This window comes from Syntrophorhabdales bacterium, from assembly GCA_035541455.1.
GTDB lineage: Bacteria > Desulfobacterota > Syntrophorhabdia > Syntrophorhabdales > WCHB1-27 > JADGQN01.
The window spans coordinates 1-18,052 of sequence record DATKNH010000071.1 but is presented as its reverse complement, the minus strand read 5'-3'; the positions used below and the strand labels follow the sequence as shown (position 1 = coordinate 18,052).

General features: G+C 53.0%; 18 protein-coding genes and 1 tRNA gene. 14 read left to right on the top strand and 5 right to left on the bottom strand.

Annotated elements, in window-relative coordinates; all coding sequences use genetic code 11:
• Window positions 1–39: 39 nt before the first annotated feature.
• Together VMT71_07375 and VMT71_07370 are read right to left on the bottom strand one after the other, a co-directional pair.
• A complete protein-coding gene (locus VMT71_07375; protein HVN23775.1) occupies window positions 40–834 on the bottom strand; it encodes a glucose 1-dehydrogenase in 795 nt (264 codons plus the stop codon).
• Window positions 835–924: 90 nt separating this feature from the next.
• The gene (locus VMT71_07370) at window positions 925–1,836 is read right to left on the bottom strand and encodes a radical SAM protein (protein HVN23774.1); all 912 of its coding nucleotides are present in this window, start codon (window positions 1,834–1,836) and stop codon (window positions 925–927) included.
• Between the two features lie 97 nt (window positions 1,837–1,933).
• Between VMT71_07370 and VMT71_07365 the strand changes: the two genes are divergently transcribed.
• The 8 genes from VMT71_07365 to VMT71_07330 all read left to right on the top strand — a co-directional run bounded on the left by VMT71_07365 (window position 1,934) and on the right by VMT71_07330 (window position 11,408).
• Complete coding sequence (locus VMT71_07365; GenBank protein ID HVN23773.1) at window positions 1,934–2,200, top strand: hypothetical protein; 267 nt, start codon at window positions 1,934–1,936, stop codon at window positions 2,198–2,200.
• Window positions 2,201–3,274 (top strand): SAM-dependent methyltransferase, encoded by a 1,074-nt coding sequence (locus VMT71_07360; GenBank protein ID HVN23772.1) that lies wholly within the window; start codon window positions 2,201–2,203, stop codon window positions 3,272–3,274.
• Window positions 3,275–3,491: 217 nt separating this feature from the next.
• Window positions 3,492–4,880 carry a diguanylate cyclase gene (locus VMT71_07355; GenBank protein HVN23771.1) on the top strand — a complete coding sequence of 463 codons (1,389 nt, stop codon included), beginning with the start codon at window positions 3,492–3,494 and terminating at the stop codon, window positions 4,878–4,880.
• The gene (locus tag VMT71_07350) at window positions 4,867–6,177 is read left to right on the top strand and encodes a M20/M25/M40 family metallo-hydrolase (protein HVN23770.1); all 1,311 of its coding nucleotides are present in this window, start codon (window positions 4,867–4,869) and stop codon (window positions 6,175–6,177) included. The genes VMT71_07355 and VMT71_07350 overlap by 14 nt, the downstream gene beginning before the upstream one ends.
• A 217-nt stretch (window positions 6,178–6,394) precedes the next feature.
• Window positions 6,395–8,206, top strand: a complete 1,812-nt coding sequence (gene iorA, locus VMT71_07345) for an indolepyruvate ferredoxin oxidoreductase subunit alpha (protein HVN23769.1) — start codon at window positions 6,395–6,397, stop codon at window positions 8,204–8,206.
• A gap of 11 nt (window positions 8,207–8,217) precedes the next feature.
• The gene (locus VMT71_07340; protein ID HVN23768.1) at window positions 8,218–8,808 is read left to right on the top strand and encodes an indolepyruvate oxidoreductase subunit beta; all 591 of its coding nucleotides are present in this window, start codon (window positions 8,218–8,220) and stop codon (window positions 8,806–8,808) included.
• A 93-nt stretch (window positions 8,809–8,901) separates the two neighbouring features.
• Window positions 8,902–10,149: a pitrilysin family protein gene (locus VMT71_07335; GenBank protein HVN23767.1), complete on the top strand. Its 1,248-nt coding sequence runs from the start codon at window positions 8,902–8,904 to the stop codon at window positions 10,147–10,149.
• A gap of 11 nt (window positions 10,150–10,160) precedes the next feature.
• Window positions 10,161–11,408 (top strand): pitrilysin family protein, encoded by a 1,248-nt coding sequence (locus VMT71_07330; protein HVN23766.1) that lies wholly within the window; start codon window positions 10,161–10,163, stop codon window positions 11,406–11,408.
• 15 nt (window positions 11,409–11,423) lie between these two features.
• Here VMT71_07330 and VMT71_07325 read toward each other — a convergent pair whose 3' ends face one another.
• The 3 genes from VMT71_07325 to VMT71_07315 all read right to left on the bottom strand — a co-directional run bounded on the left by VMT71_07325 (window position 11,424) and on the right by VMT71_07315 (window position 13,722).
• Window positions 11,424–11,879, bottom strand: a complete 456-nt coding sequence (locus VMT71_07325) for a GNAT family N-acetyltransferase (protein HVN23765.1) — start codon at window positions 11,877–11,879, stop codon at window positions 11,424–11,426.
• A 182-nt stretch (window positions 11,880–12,061) separates the two neighbouring features.
• Entirely contained in the window at window positions 12,062–13,165 is a 1,104-nt protein-coding gene (locus VMT71_07320; protein ID HVN23764.1) for a DegT/DnrJ/EryC1/StrS family aminotransferase, read from the bottom strand.
• Window positions 13,162–13,722, bottom strand: coding sequence for a nitroreductase family protein (locus tag VMT71_07315; GenBank protein ID HVN23763.1), 561 nt, complete (start codon window positions 13,720–13,722; stop codon window positions 13,162–13,164). The genes VMT71_07320 and VMT71_07315 overlap by 4 nt, the downstream gene beginning before the upstream one ends.
• Before the next feature lie 122 nt (window positions 13,723–13,844).
• Between VMT71_07315 and VMT71_07310 the strand changes: the two genes are divergently transcribed.
• From VMT71_07310 to VMT71_07285, 6 genes are all read left to right on the top strand, one after another.
• Window positions 13,845–15,020, top strand: a complete 1,176-nt coding sequence (locus VMT71_07310; GenBank protein ID HVN23762.1) for an MFS transporter — start codon at window positions 13,845–13,847, stop codon at window positions 15,018–15,020.
• Window positions 15,017–16,177 (top strand): MFS transporter, encoded by a 1,161-nt coding sequence (locus VMT71_07305; GenBank protein ID HVN23761.1) that lies wholly within the window; start codon window positions 15,017–15,019, stop codon window positions 16,175–16,177. The genes VMT71_07310 and VMT71_07305 overlap by 4 nt, the downstream gene beginning before the upstream one ends.
• 170 nt (window positions 16,178–16,347) lie before the next feature.
• Window positions 16,348–17,022 carry a helix-hairpin-helix domain-containing protein gene (locus VMT71_07300; GenBank protein ID HVN23760.1) on the top strand — a complete coding sequence of 225 codons (675 nt, stop codon included), beginning with the start codon at window positions 16,348–16,350 and terminating at the stop codon, window positions 17,020–17,022.
• A gap of 70 nt (window positions 17,023–17,092) precedes the next feature.
• Complete coding sequence (locus VMT71_07295) at window positions 17,093–17,395, top strand: hypothetical protein (GenBank protein ID HVN23759.1); 303 nt, start codon at window positions 17,093–17,095, stop codon at window positions 17,393–17,395.
• A gap of 106 nt (window positions 17,396–17,501) precedes the next feature.
• Entirely contained in the window at window positions 17,502–17,909 is a 408-nt protein-coding gene (locus tag VMT71_07290; GenBank protein ID HVN23758.1) for a YidB family protein, read from the top strand.
• A gap of 60 nt (window positions 17,910–17,969) precedes the next feature.
• A tRNA-Met gene (locus VMT71_07285) sits at window positions 17,970–18,046 on the top strand.
• The last annotated feature ends 6 nt before the right edge of the window (window positions 18,047–18,052 follow it).

Genomic DNA, 18,052 nt, shown 5'->3' with positions numbered 1-18,052 from the left:
GCGATAAAAATCTTTGCGGCCGTGACCCCTGACCCGTTCTCAACGCGCTGTGTAGCCCCCGTCGACGACAAGTTCGGTTCCCGTCACGTAGCTCGACTCGTCTGATGCGAGATAGAGAACTGCGTACGCGATGTCTTCGGGCACGCCTAACCGGCCGATCATCGTGGCATCCTCTCGGGTTTTCCTCGCTTCCTCATAGGTGCATCCCGTTAGTGCGCTTGAAGCGCGCATGGCTTTTTCGAGCATGGGTGTCAGGATGAATCCGGGGTGCACAGAATTGACCCTTATGCTGTAATTGTGACCCAGCTTCGAACACTGAAGAGCCGCGGCTTTCGTGAAGAGCCTCACGCCCCCCTTGCTCGCGCAGTAGGCGGACGAATCGCCTCCCATGCCGACCAGTCCCGCCACAGATGACATGTTAACGATCGAACCGCCGCCGCTCTTCCTCATCGCCCCTATCGCGTGCTTTGTGCCGAGGAAGACGCCATCAAGGTTTATGCCTGTCACGTGGCGCCAGTCCTCGAGCGTCATATCGGTGATCGCTTTACTCATGAGAATGCCTGCATTGTTGACAAGGACATCCAGTTTCCCGAAGGAGGAAAGCGTCTCGTTGATGACGTGTGCCCAGTCTTCCTCACTGGTGACATCGTGCTTTACAAAGATCGCTTCACCGCCTGCACGGCGTATCTCTTCGACGGTTCCCCTGGGCTCTGTTTCGATAATATCAGTCAGGACGATCTTAGCCCCTTCTCGCGCCAGGAGCAGAGCCTGAGCCCTACCCAGTCCTCCTGCAGCTCCGGTTATAATAGCCACTTTGCCTTTTACGCGATCCATCCTGACCTCCTCTGCCTTAATAGAAATTCCGTAAGGCGTGTCAATTTTCGCTCCGCGTCAGATACCCTTGCCGGAAGAGTGTTCCGGCCACTATTTCGCTCCCGCCCGCGTTAATCCTATTTCCCGCGCGTACGCTATCGCATCACTATACTCATCAGTGCTTGGCCGCCGTGAAATGTCCGGGAAGCGGAATGCCTCATGGCAAGGATGGTACTGTGCCATGATGTTTACAAAAGCATCTTGAGACACGTCTTCTCTGATGAAACGCAGCACGTCCCTTGTGTTTTCCTCATGGGAGGGCATGACGAGGTGGCGTATGAGCAGCCCTCTCCGGGCAATACCTCTCTCATCCGTGACAAGGTCTCCCACCTGACGCTGCATCTCCTTGACTGCCTCTTTAGCTACGTCGGGATAATCGGGCGCATTACAATATTTTTTCGAAAGTTCCGGCTTCAGGAATTTAATGTCCGGCATGTAGATGTCTATGATACCATCCAGAAGTTTCAAAGTTTCAAGAGATTCATACCCGCTGCAATTGTACACAAGAGGTATCGACAGTCCCCGAGCGACAGCCAGGGAAAGGCTCCGCAGAATTCCGGGAATATAATGAGTCGGGGTCACGAAGTTGATGTTGTGACAACCCTTCTTCTGCAAGTCGATCATTGCGTCTGCCAACCGATAGGGTGGAAAGCGTGCTCCTTCGCCTTTGATACTGATTTCGTAATTCTGACAGAAGAGACACTTGAGGTTGCAGTGAGTCAAGAAGATGGTGCCGGAGCCGCCGACTCCCACGAGAGTCTGCTCCTCTCCGTAGTGGGCGAAGACACTGGAGACAATAAGCTCTGCGGGCGCCTTGCAGTACCCGGAGGCGCTCTCCAGCCGATTCACGCGGCACTGCCTGGGGCAAAGGGTGCATGAGGCAAGGCTCTTCTCCAGGAGAGCTGCTTTTTCTTCCAGCAGGCTTCCTGATTCACTCGTGAGATAACAGGGAAGGATCGGCATGCACTCACTTCAAAAATTGACTGTCAGGTATTATATTAAAGCATAATTCGTGAGCCGGACAACAATTCGAGTCCGGATGATTGAGCGGGGGTCAACCATGACGTACGAATATTCGATTGAATTCTTTTCAATGGAGAGGGCAAATGTCGCAGAGAGCATATCGGAAGAGGAGGGCAGCAAAGTCTATTCCTGCGGCAGCGAAGGGGAATGTACGGTAAAGGACCTGCTAGAGGAGCAGATGGATCTTCTGCAGGATTTTCTGAATGAAATGGGGAGCAAGGGATGGGAGCTCGTGCAGGTTCTGTTCAACCGGAACGGCGCCGTAAGCTTTTGGAAGAGAGCTATCGTGGAGGTCAAACTCTAAGTGCCCCGGGGTTCCGACCCTGTACTGGAACAGAAGCTCAGGGAGAAGATACAGTGCGAAGGTTCTCTCACCTATGAAGCCTTCCTGGACGTTATCCTGTACGACGAAGAACGCGGCTACTACAGGGAAGGCAAGCCTCTTCGTAAAGACTATGTGACCTCTCCGGAAGTCCATCCCCTTTTTGGCACAACCATCGGCAAATACATCGAGAAAATCCAGGCCGCTTGCGGCAGAGACAGAATAACCATAATCGAGCTGGGCGGTGGCTCAGGCCTTCTCGGCAGCCAGATACTTTCAACCCGGGGCCAGTCTGACAGTCTCAACTACGTTATCGTTGAAAAAGGAACAAAAAAAGAGACTCCCGGCATCAGGTGGATCAGCGAACTTGATGATCTCCCGCCGATAGAGGGCTTCCCCGTTGTCATTGCCAATGAGTTTTTTGACGCCCTTCCTTTCCACCGTGTCACCAGGACCGATGACGCGCTCGAGGAGATATACATCGACTTCGACGACGGGTTTACAGAACGGAGAGGCCCGTTAAGCCCACAGGCAGCCTCCTTCCTCGGGTTGTACCCGCTGCTTCTCAATGTGCACCAGAGCTCCGAAGTGAACACCAGAACCGCTGAAGTGGCCGTGCAGCTGAGTAACGCTCTTCACGAGGGCGTGTTGCTCGTCTTTGACTACGGGTATCACTCGGAAGATCTGGCGCTCGGGCGGTTCTTTGAAGGCAGCGTGGTGGGCTATAAAAAGTTCATGATGCGAACAGATGTGTTCCGTGAGCTTGGGAGCGCGGACATCACACACCACGTGAACTTCGATCATCTCGGTGGCGTGCTTGGCAAGTGCGGGTGGGCAAAGTCAGGAGAGATGGAGCAGTACCGCTTTCTCATCGGAGCAGGAATCCTGGAGCAGATGATGATGCTGCCGGATTCGCAGAGGATCTCTGCAAAAGCATTGATAGACCCGGAAGGACTCGGTTCCATGATCTCTGTTCTCGGGTTCACAAAAAATGTTTCATGCGATCTGCCGGTATTCGACCGGAAAGAATTTTGTTACCAAGGTGGAAAAATATGATTTAATAATTAATGACGGTAGTTGACTTTCACTTTATCAGTAAGCGCTGAAAGGGGGTGAGGTCAGATGTCATGTGGAGTAAAGGGTTGCGGCACGACAAAGAAGGCAGCAAAGAAACCTGCGGCGAAAAAACCAAAGAGCAAGAAGTAACAGACAGGGGGGATTCGTCCCCCCTTATCTTCACTACGGTATGGAACGATACAAGAAGCTTTTCATTTTGAATGATGACACCGTACTCAATCGCATTCTGAAAGAGTTCTTCAGGGAATACGGCATCAAGGTCTTTGCGTTTTCCGACGAGATAGACTTTGATGGAGAGATACGAGAGAAGAAGCCCCACGCAGTCCTGCTGGACGTCGGATTCTCTTCGGCCTCGCCTACAGACCTGATTCACAAAATAAGGAAGTCCGAGGCGCACATGCCGGTGATCGTGATGGCCGGCATGGAGGACTACACGCTGGCTCTCGAATGTTTGCGCGCCGGAGCCTACGCTGTCCTCAAGAAGCCTTTTTCCAGCTATGAGGAGATCTACCACGGTGTGAACAACGCCATGAGTCATTTCATGGAGCGGCTCGAAATACGGGAACTGACCGCGGAAATGGAAAAGAGATTCGAACATGACAAACTCAACCTTCTGGAGTTGGAATTCGTCAAGAGCCTTCAGCGGATGATCGGGGAAACGGAAGATGCAGTCACAGTGCTGAAGCACTCTTTCACCTTGATCAGGAACTTTCTCAGCTTCGAACTCTTCGCTGCGCTCGTGCCGCAGCAGGATGAGATAGAGATTCACGTGTACCCAAACAGCCCCGGTAATCCTGCGGCAGCTGAATCGGTTCCCTCGACGCTCATCAGGAGGATGAGAAAAGCATTACTCGAAGAAAAGAAAATAAAGGTAATCTTTGAAAGCAACGGAGGGGGTGCCGAGCCGGAAGGTGATCAAGACTATAGATCGGTGATCGTAGCGCTCGCAACGCGGGATAGGACGTATGGCTGCGCCGGCATTTACCGGAGTCGCCCCTTTGATTACTATGAGGAATCCATATTCAAGCGCTTCTGCGCACACATTTCGTCAACTCTGGAAAAAATAGAGCTTTTTAAAGAGGTACGAGCCCTGTCTGTCAACGACGGGTTGACAAGCCTGTACACGCACTTCTTCATCACCTCCAAACTGTCCGAAGAGGTAATGAGGTCGGAGCGCTATGGCTCAAACCTTTCGATCATGCTTTTCGATCTGGACAATTTCAAAGAGATCAATGACACCCACGGTCATCTCGCCGGAGACGCCGTGCTGAAAGAGGTGGGGCGCATTCTGAAGGAAAGCCTCCGAAGTCTTGACAGCGTGGGAAGGTACGGTGGGGAGGAGTTTCTCGTCCTGCTTCCTGAAACAGATGGAGACTCGGCCAAAGTTATCGGAGAGCGTCTCAGGAAAAAGATAGAAGAGACAGAGTTTATGTACGAACAGAACCATATGCGACTCACGATCTGCGGAGGGCTTGCAGTCCACAGAGAAGGCATGGACGAGAACGCGTTGATCAAGATCGCGGATGAAAATCTATACAAGGCCAAGCGAGAAGGAAAGAACATGGTGTGCTATGAAACGAAATGAAGAGGGTCTCGAACTTCTGAGATCGCTGATACGGATCAATACCTCAAATCCGCCTGGTAATGAGGAAGCTGCGGTCCAGTTTGTCGAGGGGTGGCTCAAAAAAGAAGGGATAGCATCTCAGATTTTTTCTCCGGCCCCACAGCGGGGCAACTTGCTGGCGCGGCTGAAGGGAAAGAAAGCGGGTGAGCCCATTGTGCTTCTGAGCCACATCGATGTAGTGCCGGCTGACGAGGCGGGCTGGGCAGAACACCCCTTCAAAGGCGCAATCAAAGACGGCTACCTCTATGGCAGGGGTACGGTCGACATGAAATCTGATGTGGCTGCCCATATTATGGCCTTTGCAACGCTCAAACGAGAAGGCATAACGCCGGAGAGGGATATCATACTCCTGGTCACCGGTGACGAAGAAACCGGCGGCCAGGTAGGCGTTGGTTATATGCTGGAAAAAGTGGATGAGCTCGCGGATGCAGCCTTTGTGCTCAGTGAGGGCGGCTCCATTGTTGAAGAAGACGGCGTCCTGCATGCCCAGGTTTCTGTGGCTGAGAAGAAGATATGCCAGTTCAGGATCAAGGCGAGCGGGACAGGAGGCCATGGCTCCATGCCGCACAGCGACAATGCCAATGACAAAGTGGTGCGCGCCGCAAACAGGATCATTGCGCACAAATGGCCGATCAGGCGGAACAAGGTCGCAACCCGGTACCTGAGCGGGCTCTTTGAGGGCAAGAAGTTCAAAGGCTTCACTTTTTCGACCTTGTCGGATGCGCTCCGCAGGAAGTCTTTTAGAGACGTTGTGGAGAACAACCCGGTTTATAATGCCTTGCTCAGAAACACGGTGGCGCTCACGATCCTCAAGGGCGGCGTGAAGGTCAACGTGATTCCGCCGGAGTCGGAGGCCAGCTTTGATGCCCGTATCCTGCCTGAAGAGCAGCACGATCGTTTTCTTGCGCAGGTCCAGAATGTAGCTGGTGGCGGTGTGGAGGTAGTGCCCATATCCCGCGAGGAATCGATTCCCTCCAGTTATGACACGGATTATTTCAAGACTATACGCCGGATAGTGAAAAGCCGCAGGGGCAGCATCCCTGTACTTCCCTCGCTCACCACCGGCGCCACGGATCTGCGGTACTTCAGGCAGATGGGCATAACGGCGTATGGTTTTTCTCCGTTACAGCTTTCGCGCGAAGAACTCATGAGCATGCACTCGGTCAACGAGCGCATATCCGTAGAAGCCTTTGCCGCAGGGGTGGAAGCCACGTGCGCGCTTGTCAAAGAGCTTGCCACACTCACCGCTAAAGAGTAGCCAAAAGAACGGGTCACGGGTATTATTCTGTGACCCATGACCCGTTCTTTTGGAATACGGTATACCACCCGCCCTCCGCCTCATCGGATGAAATTCTCTTGACAAGGATTCGGTTTTTGTACACAATAGCAGAAAAACGTGAATGATGGGAACAAGCGGACTGGGACAGTAATTTTCAGTATTTTCAAATCCTTGGCTTATGCCACAGGGGGGACGCATGAAAAAAGTAATGCAACAGGGAAATGAAGCAATCGCAAGAGGCGCGTGGGAAGCAGGGGTAAAAGTCGCTGCGGCCTACCCAGGTACTCCGAGCAGTGAAATCCTGGCGGAGATGACAAAATACAAGGAGGTCTACACAGAGTGGTCTCCCAACGAAAAGGTTGCTGTCGAGGTCGCGGCAGGCGCTGCCACAGCCGGGGCGCGATCCATGGCATCAATGAAGCACGTGGGGCTAAATGTAGCGTCAGATCCGTTCATGACGCTCGCCTACACGGGGATCAAAGGCGGTCTTGTCATTGTTGTGTGCGACGATCCGTTCGTGCACAGCTCACAGAATGAGCAGGACAGCCGCAACTGGGCACGGTTTGCAAGGGTTCCCATGTTTGAGCCGGGTGATTCGCAGGAGTGCCATGATTTTATGAAGCTTGCTTTCGACGTAAGCGAAAAATTTGATACACCCGTTCTCCTCAGAGGTGAGACCAGGGTCTGCCATGCTGATTCACCGGTTGTCGTGGGAGAGCGGAAAGAATCGCCGGTGCCGCTAGGCCTCGACCCGAAACAGGCGCCAAAGTATGTTATGGTTCCCGCCAATGTTCGGGTAAGAAGGCCGATCGTCGAAGAGAGGATGAAGAAGCTTGAAGCCTTTGCGGACAAATTCAAAGGCAACAAGATGGAGATAAACGACAAGAACGTTGGTGTCATTACCTCCGGCGCTGCCTACATGTACACCAAGGAAGTATTCCCCAGCTACTCGTATCTGAAGCTCGGCATGGTTTGGCCGCTTCCCAAGAAAATGATTGCCGATTTCTTCAAGAAAGTGAAGAAGGTGATCATCGTGGAAGAGCTGGATCCATTCCTCGAAACCGAGATCAAGGCGCTCGGCTACAAAATTTGGCACGGCAAGGACATGATCCCGACCATGTTCGAGCTCACGCCGGAGATCGTCGAGAGATCACTCAAGGGCAAAGCCTATAAGCCACCGAAGCTCAGGGTGAAACCGGAAGATTTGCCCAGAAGGCCGCCGAACCTCTGCCCGGGTTGTTCTCACAGGGCACTCTTCTACTCGCTCAAAAAACTTGGCACCTTCGTTTTTGGTGACATCGGGTGCTACACGCTCGGCGCCGCACCGCCTCTTCAGGCCCTTCACAGCTGTATCTGTATGGGCGGCAGTATCAGCGAAGCCTTTGGTGCGGGCAAGGCTCTAGGCCAGGAGGGTCTCGGGAAGGTCTGCGCAGTGATAGGCGACTCAACCTTCCTGCATGGTGGCATTGGCCCGCTCATGGACACCGTGTACAACAAGGGATACTCGACCACCATCATCTGTGATAACAGGATCACCGGCATGACAGGCCTCCAGGAACACCCGGGAACAGGCTACACCGCCAGCGGTGAACCGGCCAACATGGTCGATTACCCTGTGCTTGCGAAAGCCCTTGGTGTGGAACACGTGCGGACGGTTGATCCTTACAACGTGGCCGCAACGATGGAGACAATCAGGGAGGAGCTGAACAGGGACGCAGCATCTGTGATCGTAACGACCAATGGCCCGTGCATGCTCCACAGACGCGAAAAACGGAAATTCGAATACCCCTACTATCAGATCGATGTGGAAAAGTGCCGTGGCTGCAGGGCATGTCTGGAGATCGGTTGCCCGGCCATAAGCTGGAAAGAGGTCTCTGAAGCCGACTCTATGACAGTAGATGGCAAGAAGCGTAAGGGCGTTGTGTCGATCAACAGGGCGGTATGCCCTGGTTGCGGCCTCTGCCACCAGATCTGTAAGTTTGAAGCCATAGTTCCGGGACAAGCGTGAGGAGGTGCGCGATGAAGACAAATAACGTAGTCACAAATGTGTTGCTCTCAGGTGTTGGCGGGCAAGGAACCATACTCGCCAGTAATATCCTCACAGAGGTTTTTCTCGGGGCAGGCTTCGACGTCAAGAAGAGCGAAGTCCATGGCATGGCTCAGAGGGGCGGAGACGTAACGACCCATTTCAGGTTCGGCAAGAAGGTCTACTCACCGCTCATCAAGTACGGCGACGTGGACTTTCTCGTCTCCTTCGAGCAGCTGGAGGCCTTGCGGTACATCAACTGGGTAAGGGACGGCGGCAAAGTAATCATCAACGACCAGCAAGTCTTCCCGCCTGCGGTCAACCTCGGGCAGGCTGCCTATCCCGCGGATGTCGAGCAGACCTTTAAAAAATTCTTCAAGGAGAATGTGCACATCATCAAGGGGAACGACATCGCGCTCCAACTCGGCGATGTGCGTGCGGCGAACGTTGTGCTCGTAGGTGCCTTCTCCAATTTCTTCAAATTCAAGGAAGAAACGTGGCTTGAAGCACTCACCTCGCTCCTTCCGAAAAAGATCCACGAGCTGAACATTGCTGCGTTCAAGGAAGGAAGAAAGGCCCTTTAAGAGGCCGTCCCGCCTCGATACATATCAATAATCCCGGCACCTGATGCCCCTCCTCCCCACCGCGGGAGGGGCATCAGGAAAGGGCGATACTTTATGAAAGCATTTACTCTCAATAACGGCCTGAAGTGCTTGTTCGAACATCGCAAAGGTGCGGGCGTTGTCGCGATCCAGTTCTGGGTAAAAGTGGGCAGCAAGTACGAGGCGGAACGGGAAGCCGGTATAACCCATTTCATCGAGCACCTTATTTTTAAAGGCAGCGGTAACGGCGAAGGTTACGAGGTTGCGCCGAAGATAGAGGCGCTGGGCGGCTCCATTAATGCGTTTACCTCCTACGACAACACGGTCTATCACGTAGTGGTGCCATCCGAGGCCTTCGAAACGGGTCTTGAGTTGCTTGCCGGTGCCGTGAAAGCCCCTCGTTTTCCTGTTGACGAGATTGCGAAAGAGAAAGGGGTCATCATAGAAGAGATCAAGATGGGCGAGGACCATCCGCAGCGCAAGCTCTTCAAGGAGCTCTTCTCGTTGAGCTACGAGGGACGTCCCTATGGAAGACCCATTATAGGCTTCGAGACAACGGTAAACAACACAGAAAAACCGGACATCGTGGCCTATTTTTCCAGCCATTACAGCGTCGATAACGTGGTTGCCGTCATTACAGGCGATTTTGACGGGACAAAAGGCAAGGCGTTGCTTGAAAAGAGTTTTGAAGGATCGCCTGCGCAACATTCTGCTCAGCGACAAGAAGCCTCTTCAAGTGTGCCCACAAGAGAAAGGACAAGCAAGGCACGCAGGATCGAGAAGGATGTGCAGGAGAGCTACCTTGCGCTTTCCTATCCTATTCCTCCGATCGTGCACAAGGATGTACCAGCGTTGGAGATTCTCGCAAAGATTCTCGGGGATGGCGACAGTTCCCGTCTCCAGGCTACGCTGAAGCATAAGAAAGGGATTGTTACGAACGCGGGTACCTACCTCTTTACGCCGAAAGAAGATGGTCTCTTTATTATCATGGCCACGTTCAATGAGACGGATGAGAAGCCGGTTCTGAAAGGCATCGACGCAGAATTGAAAAAGATCTCGACAGGGTCGATTGATACGTGGGAGTTCGAGAAAGCTAAGAACCTGGTGCGTGCCTCTCACGTCTATGCGTCCGAGACAGTTCAGGGACGGGCCCAGGAAATAGGATACTACGCCACCATAACGGGTAGCGCACATTTTCCGGACCGCTACCTGGAGGAACTGGGCCGCGTATCAAAGGCTGACGTCAAACACGTGCTGAGCGAGTATGTGACAGGTGTGGAGAGAAACCTGGTGGTTTTGTTGCCAGGCAGCAATAAGCGCTAGAAGGTATACGCATGACGCTGAATCGCCACGAAGGCAGGCTTAACCCGCGTACGTTTGAGCTGAAGAATGGGCTCACCTGCGTACTCAACCGGAACGCTGCGAGTGCGAGCGTTTCTTACATGATGGGATTTGTCGGCGGCCTTAAAGAGGAAGCCGCCCGCAAGAACGGATGCTTTAATGTTCTTTCCAGGATGCTGCTCAAAGGCACGGGCAAGAAAGACGCCCAGGCTATAGCCCGCGAGATTGATGTGCTGGCAGGCTCCATCGACCCCATCGCAGGGAAAAACATTTTTGCGCTGTGCGGAACATTCCTCTCAAAGGACCTGAAAGAGTCCCTCGCTCTGCTTAAAGATCTCATCACGGATTCGGCGATGTCCGGCCAGCAACTCCGGAAAGTCAAGGAGGACGTGCTCTCTGAAATACGGCAAAAGGATGACGAGCCTGTTTCAGTCGCTTTCAAGGAAATGCACAAGGTGCTCTACGGGGGACACCCCTACGGCAAGGACGTGTCAGGCACAGCCGAAGATGTGACTGGGCTTACCCGCAACGAGATTACGACGCTCTACAAAACATACGTAAGCCCCGGATCTGCCGTGCTCGCAATTTCCGGGAACATAGATCTGATGGAAACAGAAGAACGCGCCAGAAGAATCTTCAGTCGATGGGGCGGTGGAGTGCACACGTTGGAAGCGGTTCTTCACGAAGCTTCGCGCAAGGAACATCTTGTAAACAGGGAGATTTTTCAGACCCACATGATCTTTGCGTTCCTCGGCCCCGGTGTAGTCTCCGCAGACAGGTACCCCGTTGAAGTAATGAATGGAGCTCTTTCGCGCATGGGAGGAAGGATACACAAGAGGCTCAGGGAAGAGCGACCTTACGCGTACGCGGTTACCTTTTTCAACCAGATGGCGTACGAAACCGGTGCTCTCGGCATTTACATCGGAACAGATCAGAAGCACGTCGAGGATGTGAAAAGGGTTGTGGTGCATGAAATAGAAGAGATTTGTGAGCAGGGCTTTTCAGAAGAAGAGATTGCCAACGCCCGCAAATACCTTACCGGGAACCAGCGGGCGCGCATGCAGACCAACAGCGCCATCGTCTCCAGCATGTGCCTCGATACTATGTATGGGCTAAAAGCTGATCACTACAGGCGCTGGCCGGCCCTTATCAATAACGTGACGACGCAAGACGTGGATGAGGCGGCGCGAAAATACCTGTTGCTGGACAGGATGGTGACAATCCAGCTGGGTCCTTCCTGATCCATCACCAATACCTTACCTGAGCAAGCTTCGTTCCAGGTTAATTGTTTGAGAGGGCCCGAATTGGTGACTCTTAAAGAAATGCGACATTTTTGCGTCATTTGAGTCCACCAGGGTGTTTACCTTTTGAGCGCCGAGGGCTCTCAAGTGATCCATAAAATCTGTCATCAATTGCTTACCGACGCCTCTGCCCTGGTAGTCAGGATCGACACCGATAGTATCCAGCGTTGCATCACGGGAAATACCATATTCTCCAATAAAGAGCGCTCCCATAACAAAGCCTACCACCGTTCCATCTTCTCGCTCGGCCACAAGTGATGTGGGTAGACGGTCCGTGGATTGGACAAGCTCTTCAAACTTTAATTTATAATACTCCGTCCGGGGCACTTTCATTACCTTCTCGTCAATACGAACCACAGCGTTGAAATCGGCAACCTTCATGATTCGAATCTTAATAGTGTCGGCGCTCATATGTCCCCCCCCTTTCTTCCTCTTTCGAGAAATATAAAGCATCTTTGCCAGTTAGCAACAGCACGCCGTGGCTGTGAGGGATCTCTGAGAGTTAAGAGCCTTTAAGAAATTCACAACAAGGCACCGTTTACAAACGACGCCTCCGTAAAGTGAGGCCGGGCCTGGGATCAGGCGAAGAAGTATCAGGCGAAGAATTCGCGTATAGAGGCTACCACGTACTCCTTTTGCTCTGTCTTCAATTCAGGAAAGACAGGCAGCGCAAGGCTTGTAAGCGACGCTTCTTCAGCGATGGGAAAATCACCCTTCTTGTATCCCAGGTTGGCGAAGCAGGGTTGGAGATGGAGCGGCATCGGATAGTATATGCCCGTTGCCACGCCTTTCTTCTGCAGGTGTTCCCGTAGCGCGTCCCGTTTTTCCGTCCTTATGACATACTGGTGGAAGATGTGCGAACCGGGAGGATCCATCCTTGGAAGCTTGAGGGGAAGCCCCTTCAGTTGTTTGTTGTAAAAAGCGGCATGGGAAACTCGTTTCTTGTTCCATCCCTCCAGAAAAGGAAATTTTTCAAGGAGCGCGCATGCCTTGATTTCGTCAAGTCGGCTGTTGATGCCTACAAGTTCATGCAGATAAACCGTCTCACCCATGCCATGGACGCGTAGCTTTTTCGCGCGCTGCGCCAGATCATCACGCTTGGTGAGCACCATGCCGCCCTCGCCTATGCCGCCCAGGTTTTTCGTCGGATAGAAACTGAGGGCAGCTATGTCGCCAAATTTCCCGCACATCGTCCCCCACAGGCGGGCGCCCAAAGATTGCGCCATGTCCTCGATGACCGCGAGGCCATGCTTTTCTGCCGTGGCCGTAATGGCTCTCGTGTCACAGACTTTGCCGAACAGGTGGACGGGAAGTATCGCCTTTGTGCTTGGTGTGACGGCGCTCCTGATCAGCACAGGATCGATGTTCATGTCGTCTTCTTCGATATCGACGAAAACCGGTTTAGCGCCAAGGAGGAGGATGGAGCTGGCCGTGGAGAAAAACGTGTAGGGTGTGGTGATGACCTCGTCGCCCTCCTTGATACCCAATGCCATGAGGCTGAGAATAAGCGCGTCAGATCCGTGGGCGCAGGATATCGCATGGGAAACGCCGACATAACCTGCGATGGCTTCTTCCAGCCCGGAACAGTACTTCCCAAGTATCAGCCGCTGCTCGGACAGAATTTCTTTGAGCTTCTTCAGAATCGGGCGTTCTACTTTCTTGTACTGGGCTTTGAGGTCGATGAGGGGTACATTCATTTTGTGTAGGCTTCTCCGTATTTGTTGAGATAGAGGATTTCGTCAAGGGGTTTGCGTGGCCGCGCTTCAGGCTGGTCATCAAAGTAACCGAGCGGCGTCATTTCCACAATCGCATAACCGTGGGGCACACCGAGAATCTCTTCAGCTTTGGCTGCGTCAAAGGAGCCCACGTGGCACGTGCCCAAGCCCTGATCCCAAGCGGCGAGCACCAGGTGCTCCATTGCGAGGCCTGCGTCGAACATGTACCAGGTATCCCCTTTGTTTGTTAAGGCTTCTCCCTGCCTGCAGCCTGCCTGACCTTTCTGGCACACGACGCAGATGATAATCGGGGCCTGCAGAAAGGCTTCCCTGCAAGGGTTTACAGGCCTCATTGTCTCCTGCAACTGCTGTTTAACCTGCTGATCCTTCACTACGATGAAACGCCACGTCTGTGTGTTGGCCCAGGAAGGGGCAAGTCTCGCAGCGTTAAGGATTTCCGCGAGAATCTCCTCCGGCACGGGTTTGCTCTTATACTTCCTTACGCTTCTTCTTTCCCGTATGGCCGTCAGCAGTTCCATACTCTCCCTCCTGAAAGGCATAAGTGAGATCGCTGGAGTCTATCATATAGTGCTTCTATTCTCAACAAAACGGCCCAATTTTTGATTGCAGAGATTCTTCCACTTGGGGTAGATTGAGACTCGTGGCACGGTTCGACACATTGCGAGGAAGAGCACTCGCATTCCTTCTCTTCGTCTGGTTCCTCTGGTTCATGAATTTCATGGGGAGAACGGTGCTGTCGCCCATACTGCCCCTCATCGAGGACGAATTCCACGTCCTGCACGCGCGGGCAACCAGTATCTTTCTCTTCATCGGTGTGGGCTACGGCGCTTCGGTTTTCTTTTCCGGAGTCTATGCGAGGCTGGTCGGCCCGAGAAAATCGGTCTGTATGTCGCTCTCATTTCTTGGACTGGCATGCGTTGCAGCATCGCTGGTCAAGACGTTCGATCTGTTCTATCCAATAGGTATTCTCCTTGGTCTTGCCACCGGCATGTATCTGCCCGCTGCCATACCGCTTCTGACCGAGTACTATGATCAAAAACTCTGGGGCAGAGTAATTGCCGTCCATGACTCGGGCGCTGCGCTGAGCATGACCGCCATCCCTTTCATCGCGGTCATTCTTTTGTTGATCTTGCCATGGCGGTACATGCTGGATGCCATTGCAGGAGCATATTTTCTGTCTGCCGCAATCTTTTACTTTGTCTCGGAAGAAGTGACGGTCGGCGGAAAGAGCACGTATTTCCCAAGCCAGGTCCTGAAGTCAAAATCCCTCTGGCTTATCGGGATAATCTGGATTTTCATGGCAGGGGCGACGATGGGCCTCTACTTCGTGGTGCCGCTCTATTTGTCCAAGGAACTCTCGCTCAGCATTAAATACGCCAACACGGTTTTCGGCATCTCGCGAATAGGAGCGGCCGTGATCGGCATCACGGCAGGGTTCCTCGTTGACCGTTTTCGCGCCAGGAAGATCGCTTTCGTGCTGGTTCTTTTGACGGGCATATTCACAGCGCTGGTAGCGATCAAAGACCTGTGGTGGCTGAAAATATTTCTATTTGTTCAGGCCAGTGTGGCGGCAGGATTCCCGCCTGTTTCTCTCGTGGCTGTTTCAAGAATGTGCGAGCGCGAAACACGCGGGCAGGCAGTCGGTTTCATTGTGACACTCGGTGTGATCGGCACCGCTGTGATTCCTTACTTCCTGGGCCTCTGCGGGGATCTGGTCAGCTTCAGGCTCGGTTTTCTGGTGCTCGGCATCGCTACTGCGCTCTCATCCGGTCTTTATTACTTTGTCAAAGGATTGGAGGAGCGAGTGCAACCGTGAAAAAATTCGATTCGCTTCGCGGTAAAGCCTTTTTCTTTCTCATGTTCATCTGGTTTGTCTGGTTCATGACGTTTACAGCGAGAAGCATCTTCTCACCCGTGCTTCCACTTATTGAAGACGAATTCGTCGTCACTCACGGCAGGGCAGCCTCGATCCTCGCGGTGAGCGGAATAGGCTATGGATTGTCTCTATTCTTTGCCGGAACAGTGGCAAGCTTTCTGGGCCCGAAAAAATCGATTCTCCTGTCTACCATCCTGTCGGGCGTCACCATGCTGCTCTTCTCCTTGGCGAGAACTTTTGAAGTCTACTACGTTCTGGCTTTCATCCTCGGCGTGGCGCTCGGTGTTTACATGCCGTCGGTCATGCCTCTTATCACCGATCATTATGAGGAGCGACTATGGAGCAAAGCCATCGGTATCCACGGCTCTGCACCGTCGGTCAGCGTCTTTTCCGCCCCTTTCATAGCACTCGGAATCCTCTCGCTTCTTCCATGGCGGGCAGTATTTGTGTTGCCGGGAATAGTCTTTCTTCTCTGTGGTCTCTTGTTTTACTTCGTTACCGATGAAGTAACACTCGGCAAAGAGAAACATTTTTTCATTGGAAGCCTTCTCAAGCAGAGGGCCATCTGGGTCATGGGCATCCTCTGGATATTTTCTGCCGGAGCAAACATCGGGCTCTACCTGGTAATCCCTCTTTACCTTGTGAAGGAGCTTTCACTGAACATCGATTATGCAAACACTATTTTTGGGTTTTCCAGGCTCGGCGGCGCAATCCTCACCATCGTGAGCGGCTTCTTCGTCGACCGGTTCAGCTTGAAGCGAGCTTGCTTCTTTCTGGTGGCATCCACCGGCATTCTGACGATGCTCCTCGCGATAAGCAGCGTGCGATGGACACCCCTCTTTTTGTTTCTGCAGGCCTGCATCTCGCCGACTTTCTTCCTTGTGGGGTTTGTGGCTCTGGCTAAGCTTTTCGACCGGGATCAGAGGGGACACGCTACCGGCTTTGTTGTCAGCATCGGCATACTCGGAACAGGCGTGGTGCCATACGTGGTAGGCCTCTCAGGTGATTATTGGAGCTTCAGAATCGGTATATTTCTCGTTGGAATGTTCACCGCTTTGTCGAGCGGCCTGCTCTACACGCTTAAAGAGCTCGAGTGACCTATTGGCACGCGCCATGAGACACGATTGAAAGACTGTGTATGACGCGCTTACATGTGCGCTGAGGTTCTTGTAAAACTGTTTGACAACATAATTCCCCTCAGATATAAATTGATTGGAAAAGAGTAGCAGCCTGGAATTCACACAACAACGGGAAAAAGGGGGTTACCATGCTAATGACAAAGGCAAGAAGTGCTGGGAGGGCAGGAGACAGGCTTGGTTGGTTCTGTCGTTCCGCTGTTCTGTTCGCATTCGTGCTGATGGTAACGGCGGGTGCGGCCTATGCTCAGGCGCAGAAGCCTCTGCTCGACCTGAACACGGCGTCAGAGAAGGAACTGGAAGGCCTCAAAGGCGTTGGGCCAGCCACAGCAAAGAAGATCATTGCGGGACGTCCGTACAGTTCCGTTGCCGATCTCTCGAAAGCCGGGGTCCCAGAAAAGACGATTGAAGGTATAAAGCCATTCGTGACAGTTGGTAAGCCCGCCGCGGCTCCGAGTGCCGCTCCTGAGAAGAAACCGGCGCCGCCTTCCGGCGTAAAGGTTGAAGCGGCTCCTGCGGCCCCCAAAGCAGCAGCACCGGCTCCTGCTCCATCACCGGCAGTCGCGCCGCAAAAAGCACCGACAAAAACTTCCGGTGCAGCATCGGCAAAGCTTGCACCGGGGCAGAAGGTGAATATCAATACCGCCAGCAAGGAGCAGCTCGATGCGTTGCCGGAGATAGGCTCTGTGAAAGCGCAGGCGATAATCGACGGACGGCCCTACAAGAAGATAGAGGATATCATGAAGGTTAAAGGCATCAAGCAGGGGACGTTTGACAAGATCAAGGATCATATTACGGTGGACTAGCTTGAACGCAGGCTTTTTAACGTAGCTTAAGGGCTACGTGCAATCCTATCTCAAAAGGAGGGTAAGCTTTATGAAAAGGATGTTGATTGTTGCAGCTGTTCTGGTACTCTTTCCGGCGCTTCTCTTCGCAGCAGGTCCAAAAACCTACCAGGTGACAGGCCCCGTCCTGGAAATCAAGGACGATACCATCACCGTGCAGAAAGGTAGTGAGAAGTGGGAAATCGCCAAGGATGCGGCCACAAAGGTGACAGGCGATCTCAAGGTAGGCTCCAAGGTGACCATTGAGTACACGATGAAGGCAGCTACTATAGAGGTTAAAGACGCCGGCAAAAAAGGCGAGCCCAAGAAACCAGAACCCAAAGCAAAGAAGTAGCACACCGCTGTAGAGCGCTGACAATGGTGGCTCCATACGATCGCACGAGCCACCATTGTCAGCAGTTTCTCTGCTCTCGTGTGTGCCATCCAGAGGGGAGGTCATCATGGGCATTTTGGATGAATTGGTGAAGACAGCGGCGGGCGCGGTCCTGGGCGGTTCGGGCCAGGGTGGCCTTGTGGAGCACGCGTTGGGTCTTATGAATAATCCTGGAACGGGTGGGCTCACAGGGCTCATCGAACAGTTCAAAAGCAAAGGTCTTGGCGATGCGGTCTCCTCGTGGATCGGGCAAGGGGAAAACCAGGCCATTTCCGGGGAGGCAATTGCAAACATAGTAGGCAGCGACAAGGTTCAGCAGATTGCCGGTATCCTGGGTATGTCCAGCTCAGAAGCTGCAAACGGGCTTGCCACAGTGCTGCCTCATCTGATCGATCAGCTCACACCGGACGGGAAGGTGCCTGAAGGAGGTTTGCTTGAGCAAGGATTGAACATCCTGAAACAGAAGCTCTCGTAGTGTCCGGCACGGTTTTCATGTTGACTTCCGAAAATTAAAACGGTATCTTGTTTACCTAACAGCGGGGTGGAGCAGTCAGGTAGCTCGTCGGGCTCATAACCCGAAGGTCGCAAGTTCAAATCTTGCCCCCGCAACCAAATAAA

Excerpts from the sequence above, each read along its gene's own strand:
- VMT71_07375 (HVN23775.1), bottom strand. The coding sequence starts at position 834 with ATGGATCGCGTAAAAGGCAAAGTGGCTATTATAACCGGAGCTGCAGGA.
- VMT71_07370 (HVN23774.1), bottom strand. The coding sequence starts at position 1,836 with ATGCCGATCCTTCCCTGTTATCTCACGAGTGAATCAGGAAGCCTGCTG.
- VMT71_07365 (HVN23773.1), top strand. The coding sequence starts at position 1,934 with ATGACGTACGAATATTCGATTGAATTCTTTTCAATGGAGAGGGCAAAT.
- VMT71_07350 (HVN23770.1), top strand. The coding sequence starts at position 4,867 with ATGAAACGAAATGAAGAGGGTCTCGAACTTCTGAGATCGCTGATACGG.
- iorA (HVN23769.1), top strand. The coding sequence starts at position 6,395 with ATGAAAAAAGTAATGCAACAGGGAAATGAAGCAATCGCAAGAGGCGCG.
- VMT71_07340 (HVN23768.1), top strand. The coding sequence starts at position 8,218 with ATGAAGACAAATAACGTAGTCACAAATGTGTTGCTCTCAGGTGTTGGC.
- VMT71_07335 (HVN23767.1), top strand. The coding sequence starts at position 8,902 with ATGAAAGCATTTACTCTCAATAACGGCCTGAAGTGCTTGTTCGAACAT.
- VMT71_07330 (HVN23766.1), top strand. The coding sequence starts at position 10,161 with ATGACGCTGAATCGCCACGAAGGCAGGCTTAACCCGCGTACGTTTGAG.
- VMT71_07325 (HVN23765.1), bottom strand. The coding sequence starts at position 11,879 with ATGAGCGCCGACACTATTAAGATTCGAATCATGAAGGTTGCCGATTTC.
- VMT71_07320 (HVN23764.1), bottom strand. The coding sequence starts at position 13,165 with ATGAATGTACCCCTCATCGACCTCAAAGCCCAGTACAAGAAAGTAGAA.
- VMT71_07315 (HVN23763.1), bottom strand. The coding sequence starts at position 13,722 with ATGGAACTGCTGACGGCCATACGGGAAAGAAGAAGCGTAAGGAAGTAT.
- VMT71_07300 (HVN23760.1), top strand. The coding sequence starts at position 16,348 with ATGCTAATGACAAAGGCAAGAAGTGCTGGGAGGGCAGGAGACAGGCTT.
- VMT71_07295 (HVN23759.1), top strand. The coding sequence starts at position 17,093 with ATGAAAAGGATGTTGATTGTTGCAGCTGTTCTGGTACTCTTTCCGGCG.
- VMT71_07290 (HVN23758.1), top strand. The coding sequence starts at position 17,502 with ATGGGCATTTTGGATGAATTGGTGAAGACAGCGGCGGGCGCGGTCCTG.